Source organism: Campylobacter sp. RM12640 (assembly GCF_020137595.1).
Classification (GTDB): Bacteria; Campylobacterota; Campylobacteria; order Campylobacterales; family Campylobacteraceae; genus Campylobacter_E.
The window spans coordinates 1-10,630 of record NZ_JACGAU010000037.1 but is presented as its reverse complement, the minus strand read 5'-3'; the positions used below and the strand labels follow the sequence as shown (position 1 = coordinate 10,630).

Sequence of the window (10,630 nt, the reverse complement as noted above, 5' to 3'; positions counted from 1 at the left end):
AGGTGGTATTGGTAGCGTTGGCGGAGCTGTTCTTGGTGGGCTTATAATTGGATTTTGCGAAGTTTTAATAGTAGCTTTTGTGCCTGATTTAGCAGGGTTTAAAGATGGTTTTGCATTTATATTCTTAGTATTTGTTTTATTATTTAAACCAACAGGAATTATGGGACAAGATTATGAAAGGAGTAGATTTTAATGAAAAATATATTTTCAATAATCATTTTAATCTTAGCAGTTTTAAGCATTTTTGCGGCTCAATATTGCTTGAGTGATTATGCTTTAAGAACTTTTATAAATATTAGTATTTTTATAATCTTGGCAGTATCTTATAATCTAATCAATGGTGTAACAGGGCAATTTAGCCTAGAGCCTAATGGTTTTGTTGCAGTTGGTGCTTATATTACGGCTTTATTATTGCTTGATATTGAAGCTAAGCAAGATCAATTTAGCTTATTAGACCCGCATCCATTTATTTTATCATTTCATACTGATAGCTTTTTTATAGCTTTATTAGCGGGTGGTTTTGGTGCTTTGGCTTTATCTTTAATCTTAAGCTTTGCAGTTTTTCGTGTAAGGGGAGATTATTTAGCTATCGTTACGCTTGGATTTGGAATAATTATTAAATTAATTGCACTTAATTTCGCAGCTTTTACAAACGGAGTGCAAGGGTTAAATGAAATTCCAAAACCGAATAATTTTTTATATATAGTTGGAATTATTACTATTATTAGCGTTGTTTTAATACTTAATATCATTTATTCAAAATACGGCAGAGCAATGAAGGCTGTAAGAGATGATGAAGATGCAGCTTTAGCTATGGGGATTAATACTTTTAGGATTAAGACTTTAGCTTTTGGGACTAGTGCTTTTTTAGAAGGTGTAGCAGGTGGGCTTTTAGCTTGCTATATCACAAGTGTTACGCCTGAACAATTTGACTTTTTATTTACATTCCAATTATTAATTATCATAGTTTTAGGCGGATTAGGAAGCACTACAGGAGCAATTATTGGAGCTATTTTAGTAATTGGTGGAAGTGAGTGGCTTAGATTTTTAGATGAACCTATGAATATTTTTGGTTATGAGACAAAAGGTTTGCCAGGACTTAGAATGCTTGTGTTTTCTATCATATTAATTTTAGTAATGCTATTTGCAAGGCGTGGGATTTTTGGCGATAAGGAGCTAAGCGATATTATTTTTAAAAGGTTTAAAAAATGATTTTAGAGCTTAAGAATATTGATAAGAATTTTGGTGGAGTAAAGGCTATAAATAATGCAAATCTTAGCGTTAAAAAAGGTGAAGTTTTTGGACTTATTGGACCTAATGGAGCAGGGAAAACTACTTTATTTAATATAATTTCAGGAGCTTATAAGCCAAGTTCGGGTGAGATTATTTTTGATAATAAAAACATTACAAATCTAAATCAATTAGAAATCACAAAATTAGGCATTGCAAGGACTTTTCAAAATATTAGATTATTTTCATCTATGAGTGTGCTTGAAAATGTTTTAATAGGACTAAATTGTAGTATTAATTACAATATTTTTGAAGCGTTTTTGCATATTGCAAGATATAAAAAGGCTGAAAAACAAGCAAGAGAAGAAGCGATAAAAATACTAAATACTCTTAAAATCTCTCATTTAGCTAATGCAAAATCAACCGAATTAAGTTATGGAGAGCAAAGAAAATTAGAAATAGCAAGAGCATTAGCACTAAAACCAAAATTATTATTACTTGATGAGCCTGTAGCAGGAATGAATGGGACTGAGAGCAATGAATTAGCAGATATTATAACTACTCTTAAAAAAGAGCTTAGCATAGTGTTGATTGAGCATGATATGAAGTTTGTAAATAGCTTATGTGATAGGGTTTTAGTGCTTGATTATGGTAAGAGTATTTTCTTAGGCTCACCAAAAGAAGCGGTTAATAATAATGAAGTAATTAAAGCATATTTAGGAGATTTTTAATGTTAAAGGTTAAAAACTTAAGCGTTCATTATGGTTTGATTAAAGCTGTTGATGATATTAGTTTTCATATAAACTCAGGAGAAATCGTAAGTATAGTAGGCAGTAACGGGGCTGGTAAAACTAGCACTTTAAATGCGATTTTGAATATTCCTAAGCGTAGTGGGGAGATTAATTTTTTAGGTTATGAAATAGAAAGGCATAAAACTCATACTCTAGTTCAAAAAGGAATTAGCCTTGTGCCAGAAGGAAGAAGAGTTTTTGCAAATCTTAGCATTGAAGATAATCTTAAAATGGGAGCGTTTTATAATGCTGATAATTACGAGCATTTAAAAGAGCAAATGTATAGATTGTTCCCACGCTTAAAGCAAAAAAACAATACCTTAGCAAGGAATTTAAGTGGTGGAGAAGCACAAATGTTAGCAATCTCAAGAGCTTTAATGGGAGAGCCAAAATTACTTATGTTAGATGAGCCAAGTCTAGGACTTGCACCTAAGATTGTAGGAGAAGTTTTTGAGATAATTAAGGTTTTAAAAAATGAAGGAATTACTATTTTATTAGTAGAGCAAAACGCCCAACAAGCATTAAAAATAAGTGATAGGGCTTATGTTTTAGAAAACGGCAAAATCGTTTTAGAAGGCAAAGGAATTGACCTTGCAAATGATGATAATATTCGCAAAAAATATTTAGGAATTTAAATATAAAATCGGAATTAATTTTTCGGTTTTATATTTTAATATGATTTATTTTAGCCTTGTTATAAATTAATATTTATATATGAGATTTTATGATGATTATTTTTTTAGTATAAATATATTTTTATTATTTAACTTAGGAATTTAATTCTACTTATGTTTTAGCATTATCAATAAATATCAAGATGATTTTAAGTAAGATTTTATATAATCACTTTTATCTAAAATGAAAGTGTGTGATGAAAAATAAGAATTTAATTTACCAACTAGAAGGAAAACCCCCGTTTTTTGTAGCACTTCCTTTGGGAATGCAGCATGTTCTTGCTATGTTTACAGGAAATTTAGCCCCCATTTTGATAATTATAGGGGTGTTAAATAGTACGAGTATTGTAATATCCACGCAAGAAAGTATCAGTTTAATCCAATCAGCTATGCTAGCTTCTGGCATAGTAACTCTTCTGCAACTTTATCCAATCAAATATAAAAATATCCAAATAGGTGCTAATCTTCCAATAGTTATGGGGACTACATTTGCTTTTGTGCCAACAGCTATAAGTGTTGCAAATACTTATGGTTTTAGTGCAATTTTAGCTTCTTCTCTTATAGGCAGTATAATTACTATATTTATTGGTTTTGCTTACAAATATATTACAAAGATTTTATCTGAATTAGTAATAGGTGTTGTATTAATTGCAATCGGCATTAATTTATTAGATGTAGGTGTTAATTATTGTGCGGGTGGTTTAGCTGCTAAAAAAATGGGAACTTATGGGGATATTATTAATTTATGTTTATCTTTTAGCACTTTTGCAATCATTATTGCTATTCAACGATTTGCAAAGGGTATCTTTAAAGTTTCAGCTATTTTAATAGGTCTTGTTGTGGGATATTTTTTAGCTTATATGGTAGGTAGAGTAGATACTAGTATTATTAGTGAAGCAAGTTGGTTTAGCTTGCCTATTCCAATTATTTTAATTAATGAATTTCATTTTGAACTAGCCCCTATTGTAAGTGCCATTATCGTTTATATAATCACAAGTTTAGAAACTATTGGAAATGTTAATGGAATTACCGTAGCAGCTTTTAATAGGTGTGCTAAAGAAAAAGAAATCAGTGGAGCTATTTTAGCAGATGGTGTTGGTTGTATGGTGGCTAGTTTGTTAAATGCTTTACCTAATACAGCTTATGGTCAAAATGCAGGAATAATAGCAATGACAAAAATTATAAATAAATATTGCATAGCTTTAGGTGCTTTTTTTATTATAGTATCAGCTTTTATTCCTAAATTAGGAGCTGTTTTTAGGACTATTCCAGATAGTGTTTTAGGGGGTGCAGTTATTATGATTTTTGCTATGATTTTGATAAATGGTATTAAGATTGTAGCTTATGCTGGATTTAGCAACAAAAATGTAATGATATTAGGTATTACTTTTGGTCTTGGGTATGGGTTTGGAGTCCATCCTGAAATTACTAGTAATTTGCCAGGTTATATAAGTTGGGTTTTTAAAGATAGCATAGTAGGAGTTTGTGTAATTTCTATGATAGCTTCTTTAATTTTTGCAAAAGATAAATAAGGGTGAGTATGAAAGAAGAATTTAAAACGATAGGTAAAAGTGAAACAAGATGGGATGCTTACGCTAAAGTTACAGGTAAAGCAATTTATACTGCTGATATTCCTACTAAGAAAAAGTTTTATGCAAGAATAGTAAGATCTAGCATAGCACATGGATATGTTAAAAGTTTTGATTTTAGCGAAGCTTTAAAGGTTGATGGGGTTATTAAAATTTTAACTTATAAAGATATGCCAAAAACTAAGTTTGCAACCGCAGGTCATCCATTTGGACTAGACCCAAAGACTAGAGATAGGTATGATAGAACCATTTTAACAGAGCATGTTAGATTGTTTGGAGATGAAATAGCAGCTGTTATTGCAACCACTGATTTAGCTGCAAAAATTGCTGTAAGTAAGGTAAAGGTTGAATATGATGAGCTTCCTTTTTATCTAACCCCACAAGAAGCAATGCAAGAAGGAGCTGCGAAAATTCATGAGGATTTAGATAGCAATATAATGGCTCATACTATTAGTAAAGTTGGAGATGTAGAATCGGCTTTAGCTAATAGTGATTATGTTTTTAGTGATACATTTAAAGTTCCTTTACAACAACATTGCCATATGGAAAATCAGATTGCTTATGCTTATAAAGACCAAGATAATCGTTATGTGGTAGTAAGTTCAACTCAAATTCCACATATTTTAAGAAGAATTTTAGGCGAAGTTTTTGAAAAACATTGGAGTTATTTTAGAGTAATAAAACCTTTTGTTGGTGGTGGTTTTGGTAATAAACAAGAAGTAACAATAGAGCCACTTTGCGTTGCTTTATCTATGGCTATGGGTGGAGAAATTGTTCAAATTGCACTTGATAGAGAAGAAAGTATCGCATATACAAGAACAAGACACGAAATGGAATATAAAGCAAAAATGGGTATTAGTAAAGATGGCTTTATAAATGCTTTAGATATAGAAGTATTATCAAATAAGGGAGCTTACGCATCTCATACTCATTCGGTTGGTATTAAAGGTGGTGGAGTTTTATTATCTTTATATAATATTCCTAACTTTAGATATGACATTAAAACCGTTCATACAAATATAGCAACAGCTGGGGCTATGAGAGGATATGGAGTTCCACAGGTTATGTTTTTTATAGAAAGTTTTATGGAAAATGTAGCTAGAAAAATGGGTTTTGATTCTATTAGTTTTAGAGAAAAAAATATAGTAGGAAATGATGTTTTAAATCCACTAAATCAAGTTATTCAAAAATCAGCTAAATTAAAAGAATGTATTGAGGTTGCTAAAGAGAAATTTAATTACTATGAAAAACAAAAAGCCTGTAAAGAATTTAAACACCCTTATAAAAAGCGTGGGGTAGGGCTTGCAACCTTTACTTATACAACAGGTGTTTATCCAAAGGGTCTAGAAACAGCAGCAGCTAGAGTAATACTAAATCAAGACGCACATATTAAACTAATGCTAGGCTCAACTGAAATCGGACAAGGTTCTGATACGGTTTTAGCTCAAATGGCAGCAGAAGTTTTAAGTATTCCTTATGATTGGGTTATAGTTGATGCGAATACTGATACAGATACAGCTCCATTTGATACAGGAGCTTATGCTTCAAGACAAAGCTATGTAACAGGGCTTGCAGTAAAAGAAGCTGCTTTAAAATTAAAAACAAAAATATTAAAAACAGCAGCGAGATTAAAAGATGTTGATTTTGCAAATCTTGATTTAGAAAATGCAAATATTGTTTTTAAGAATAAAGAAGTTTTAATGAGTTTGGCTGATTTTGCTTTACACACTACTTATGATTGGCAAAAGGCTAAAAGTTTATCGGCATTTGCAAGTGTAAATTGCCATACAAATTCTTATAGTTATGGTATTACTATGGCTATGGTTGAAGTTGATATGAATACAGGAAAAATAGAGATATTAGATATTTTAAATGTTCATGATGCTGGTAAGGTATTAAATCCACTTTTAGCAAGTTCTCAAGTAGAAGGCGGAATGGGAATGGCAATTCCTTATGCTTTATTAGAAGAATTAAAATATGACAAAAAAACAGGTAAGATTTTAAACAATAATCTTTTAGATTATAAAGTTCCAACTGCACTTGATGTTCCTGATTTAGATGTTAGTTTTGTTGATAATTATGACCCTTATGGTCCATTTGGTAATAAGTCTTTAGGTGAACCTCCTATGTGTTCTCCTGCACCTGCTATTAGAAATGCAGTGCTTGATGCTACAAATATAGAGTTTAATCAAATTCCAATAACACCAGAAAGATTTTTTCAAGCTAAGGATAAAGAATGTATTATTTAAGTAATTACACGGAAGCAAAAAGCGTTAATGAAGCTAGTAGGTTATTAAAAACTATAGATGATTCGGTATTAATTGCAGGCGGAACTGATATTTTAATTAAACTTAGAAGTTTGGATAAAAAATACGCAAATAAGCATTTAATAGGAATTAATACTTTAAAAGAATTAAAAACCATAACAATTGATGATGAGTTTATTCATATAGGCGCATTATGCACTTTTGATGATATAGAAAATAATGAAATTATAAAAAATAATTTAACAAATCTAAAACAAGCAGCTGCTCTAGTTGGTGGTCCGCAAATTAGAAATATGGCTACAATAGGTGGAAATATTTGCAATGGTGCAACTTCTGCTGATAGTGCTTCAAGTCTTTTTACTCTTGATGCGATTTTAGTTATTTACAACGAAGACACACGCAAAGAAATTGCTATAAATAATTTTTATATCAGTTCTGGTGTTGTTAAATTAGAAAAAGGAGATATTTTAACAAGTATTAAAATTCCTAAAAAATCTTTTAATGGTTATGTTAGTAAATATATAAAATTTGCTCAAAGAAATGCTATGGATATAGCTACAATTGGAGTTAGTGTTATGTTAAAAACTAATAATGATGAGATAATTGATTTAAAATTAGCTTACGGAGTGGCTGCTCCTACCCCTATTAGAGCTAAAGAAAGTGAAAAATTAGCAAAAGGTTTAAAATTAACTAAAGATAATATTGAAAAAATTGCTAATAATATTTTAAATGAAACAAAGGCAAGAGATTCTTGGAGAGCTTCTAAAGATTTTAGAAATAATCTTTTAACAACGCTTACAAAAAGAGCTATTTATGAATTAATAGGAAAAAATTATGAAAATTAAAACTTATATAAATGATAAATTTTATGAATTACACATTGACCCTAGAATGTCATTGCTTGAATTAATAAGAAATGTATTGCAACTAAGTGGAACTAAAGAAGGCTGTAGTGTTGGTGAATGTGGAGCTTGTGCTGTTTTAGTTGATGGTAAAAATGTAAATAGCTGTATTTATTTAGCAGCTTGGGCTGATGGTAAAAAAATAACTACTATAGAAGGTTTAACACCTTTTGATGGCTTAAGTCTTTTACAAGAAAATTTTGTAAAAAACGGAGCTGTTCAGTGTGGATTTTGCACTCCTGGGTTTATTATTTCATCAACTGCTTTGCTTAGTAAAAATAAAATGCCTACTAAGTTTGAAATAAGGCGAGGTGTGTCTGGTAATCTATGTCGTTGCACAGGATATAAAAAAATCTTTCAAGCCATAGAAGATACTGCAAATAATGCTAAATGAAGCTTTAGATATTAAATATAAAGACAAAATTGCGATTATAGGCTCTGGTGGGAAGACCACTTTTGCTTATAATCTAGCTAAACAAAATCAAGATAAAATCACAATTCTTACAACAAGTACAAAAATGTATGAAGTAAAAGATATAAATTTTAATAATCTATATAATCAAACAAGTATTACAAATCTTAAAAAAGGCGTTAATTTATGTGGAAAAATTATTGACAATAAAGTAAATGCTTTAGATGATTTTAGTGATTTTTATAAAAATTGTGATTTGTTTATATATGAAGCTGATGGAGCTAAGGAATTGCCTTATAAAGTTTGGAAAAATAATGAGCCTGTTATTTTAGAAAATACCAATAAAATAATAGGAATTATTCCACTTCATTTATTAAATTATCAATTAAATGAGAATTTCATTCATAGGTTTGATGATTTTTTGCAAGTATTTGAAGTGAGTAAAAATGATGTTTTAAGTATTGATTTAATAGAAAAAATTTGTTTAAAAATGTTTGAAAATATTAGTTTAAATTCTGATAATTTTATTTTTTTTAATAGATGTGATGATTTAAAAGTATTAAATGAACTTGCAAAAAGATTAAAAAATTTTAGATTATTAGCTGGTTTTTTAAAAGAAGAAAAATATATAAGGCTTAATTTTTGAAAGGAATTTGTATTATTTTAGCAGCTGGATATTCAAGAAGGCTTGGTTTAAATAAATCATTTTTAAAATATAAAAATACTTATTTTATTGATTTGATTATTCAAAAAACTTTAGAGCTTAATATGGATATTAAAATAGTTGCTAATGAGAATAATTACGAGTATTTAAAGACAAATTATAAAGATTTTAATGTGGTTTTAAATGCCTTTAATAAGGGTCAAAATACAAGTATAAAAATAGCTTTAAATAATGTTTTAGATTATGATTACGCCATATTTTTACCGATTGATCAAATATTTTTAAAAACTAATTCAATAAAAACTATCATTTCAAAATATAAAGAAAATTATATTGTTGTTCCTAGATTTAATAATATTAATTCCTTGCCTACTATTTTTGATAAAAAATATTTTAAAGAATTGTGCGAATTAGATAATGATAGTGGTGGAAGAGTGCTAATTCAAAAATATAAAGATAAAGTAATTTTTGTTGATTTATATGATGAATTAGAAGGAAAAGATATAGATACTAAAGAAGATTTAAGGTTGATTGATGAGTGAATTTGTAATTATTAGAGGAGCGGGTGATATTGCTAGTGGTATTGCTGCTAGGCTTTTTAGAGCAGGCTTTAAGATACTTTTATTAGAATGTTTAAAACCAAGTTCAATTAGAACAAAAGTTTGTTTTTCTCAAGCAGTTTATGATAAAACTTGCGAAATAGAAGGTATAAAAGCGAAGTTAGTTAATAAAGATGAGATTTTAGATTGTAAGGATTTTATCCCTATTATAATTGATGAGAATTTAGATATTTTAAATTATATAAAACCAAGGGCTTTAATTGATTCAATTTTAGCTAAAAGGAATTTAGGAACAAATATTAATATGGCTCCTATTGTGATTGCTATTGGACCTGGGTTTTGTGCTGGAATTGACGCTCACGCTGTAATCGAGAGTAATCGCGGCCATAATTTAGGCAAGGTTATTTTAAGTGGTTTTACTGAAGAAAATACAGGAATTCCTGCTGAAGTAAAAGGAATTGGAGCTAAAAGAGTAATCTATGCAAACGATAATGGAATCTTTAAAGCTATTGCTAAAATAGGTGATATTGTAAAAGAAGAAGAAATTATTGCATATATTGATAATACACCTGTTAAAGCTAGCATAAGTGGGCTTTTAAGAGGTATTATTAATGATAATTTTGAAGTAGTAAAGGGTCTTAAAATTGCAGATATTGACCCAAGAATTAGTGAATATGAAAATTGCTTTAGTATTTCAGATAAGGCTAGGAGCATAGGTGGTGGGGTCCTTGAAGCTTTGATGTATTTTGAAAATAGGAATAAAAATGGATGAATTGATAATAAAAGAAATGTATAAAAGATGTGAGAAAAATGAAAAAATTGCCTTAATAACTCTTACCAAATCAAGTGGCAGCACTCCTAGAAATGCAGGTTCTATGATGGCTTTATTTAGCGATGGCACAAGCATTGGAAGTATAGGTGGTGGTAAATTAGAATTTGAAGTTTTAAAAGAAGCTAAAGAATGTTTAGAAAATAATAAAAGTAAAATTTTTAATCACGAATTAACACCGAATGGAGATTTAAAAATGCAGTGTGGCGGGCTTGCAAGTGGTTATATAAAAATTATTAATCAAAAAGCAAAATTAATAATATGTGGAGCAGGACATATTGGTAAAGAAATACTATTTTTATCAAAATATTTAGGTTTTTATTCCATTTTAATTGATGATAGGCAAGATTATTTGCAAGGTTTAGCAAATGAAGAATATTTCAGCAATTATGAAGATTTGAGTTTTTTAGATATTGATGATAATACTTATGTAATTATTGTTACAAAATCTCATTTAGATGATTATAAATGCTTAAAAAATGTAATAGATAAAAATGCAAAATATGTTGGTGTTATTGGAAGTAAAACTAAACATAAATTCATTAAAGATGAGCTGATTAAAGATAATTTTAGTACCGAATTATTTAATAAAATTTATGCTCCAATAGGTTTAGACATTGCAAATCAGGAGCCAAGAGAAATTGCGTTTAGTATTTTAAGTGAGGTTTTACTTATCAAAAATCAAGGTAAATTAGCACATAAAAAAAATTTT

The 10,630-nt window shown here is 29.2% G+C and carries 11 protein-coding genes and 1 pseudogene; all 12 read left to right on the top strand.

The annotated features are described in order from the left end of the window. Positions 1–193 (top strand): annotated as a pseudogene (locus AVBRAN12640_RS09510) (branched-chain amino acid ABC transporter permease); the annotation flags it as partial. Beyond that, positions 193–1,212 (top strand): branched-chain amino acid ABC transporter permease, encoded by a 1,020-nt coding sequence (locus AVBRAN12640_RS09505; protein ID WP_442862258.1) that lies wholly within the window; start codon positions 193–195, stop codon positions 1,210–1,212. The pseudogene AVBRAN12640_RS09510 and the gene AVBRAN12640_RS09505, both read left to right, overlap by 1 nt. After that, positions 1,209–1,961 carry an ABC transporter ATP-binding protein gene (locus AVBRAN12640_RS09500; protein WP_214118849.1) on the top strand — a complete coding sequence of 251 codons (753 nt, stop codon included), beginning with the start codon at positions 1,209–1,211 and terminating at the stop codon, positions 1,959–1,961. Before AVBRAN12640_RS09505 ends, AVBRAN12640_RS09500 begins: the two co-directional genes overlap by 4 nt. Then, positions 1,961–2,656: an ABC transporter ATP-binding protein gene (locus AVBRAN12640_RS09495; RefSeq protein WP_214118851.1), complete on the top strand. Its 696-nt coding sequence runs from the start codon at positions 1,961–1,963 to the stop codon at positions 2,654–2,656. Before AVBRAN12640_RS09500 ends, AVBRAN12640_RS09495 begins: the two co-directional genes overlap by 1 nt. A gap of 236 nt (positions 2,657–2,892) precedes the next feature. After that, positions 2,893–4,227, top strand: a complete 1,335-nt coding sequence (locus AVBRAN12640_RS09490; RefSeq protein WP_214118853.1) for a uracil-xanthine permease family protein — start codon at positions 2,893–2,895, stop codon at positions 4,225–4,227. Positions 4,228–4,235: 8 nt separating this feature from the next. Next, the gene (xdhA, locus tag AVBRAN12640_RS09485) at positions 4,236–6,533 is read left to right on the top strand and encodes a xanthine dehydrogenase subunit XdhA (protein WP_336609026.1); all 2,298 of its coding nucleotides are present in this window, start codon (positions 4,236–4,238) and stop codon (positions 6,531–6,533) included. Then, complete coding sequence (gene xdhB, locus AVBRAN12640_RS09480; protein WP_336609025.1) at positions 6,521–7,396, top strand: xanthine dehydrogenase subunit XdhB; 876 nt, start codon at positions 6,521–6,523, stop codon at positions 7,394–7,396. Before xdhA ends, xdhB begins: the two co-directional genes overlap by 13 nt. Next, positions 7,386–7,847, top strand: coding sequence for a (2Fe-2S)-binding protein (locus tag AVBRAN12640_RS09475; protein WP_214118859.1), 462 nt, complete (start codon positions 7,386–7,388; stop codon positions 7,845–7,847). The genes xdhB and AVBRAN12640_RS09475 overlap by 11 nt, the downstream gene beginning before the upstream one ends. Continuing rightward, positions 7,837–8,511, top strand: a complete 675-nt coding sequence (yqeC, locus tag AVBRAN12640_RS09470) for a selenium cofactor biosynthesis protein YqeC (protein WP_336609024.1) — start codon at positions 7,837–7,839, stop codon at positions 8,509–8,511. The genes AVBRAN12640_RS09475 and yqeC overlap by 11 nt, the downstream gene beginning before the upstream one ends. Continuing rightward, positions 8,508–9,071, top strand: coding sequence for an NTP transferase domain-containing protein (locus AVBRAN12640_RS09465; protein WP_214150225.1), 564 nt, complete (start codon positions 8,508–8,510; stop codon positions 9,069–9,071). The genes yqeC and AVBRAN12640_RS09465 overlap by 4 nt, the downstream gene beginning before the upstream one ends. After that, a complete protein-coding gene (gene yqeB, locus AVBRAN12640_RS09460) occupies positions 9,064–9,861 on the top strand; it encodes a selenium-dependent molybdenum cofactor biosynthesis protein YqeB (protein WP_336609023.1) in 798 nt (265 codons plus the stop codon). Before AVBRAN12640_RS09465 ends, yqeB begins: the two co-directional genes overlap by 8 nt. Then, on the top strand, positions 9,854–10,630 hold a 777-nt coding region (locus tag AVBRAN12640_RS09455), incomplete at its 3' end, for an XdhC family protein (RefSeq protein WP_336612999.1). The genes yqeB and AVBRAN12640_RS09455, both read left to right, overlap by 8 nt.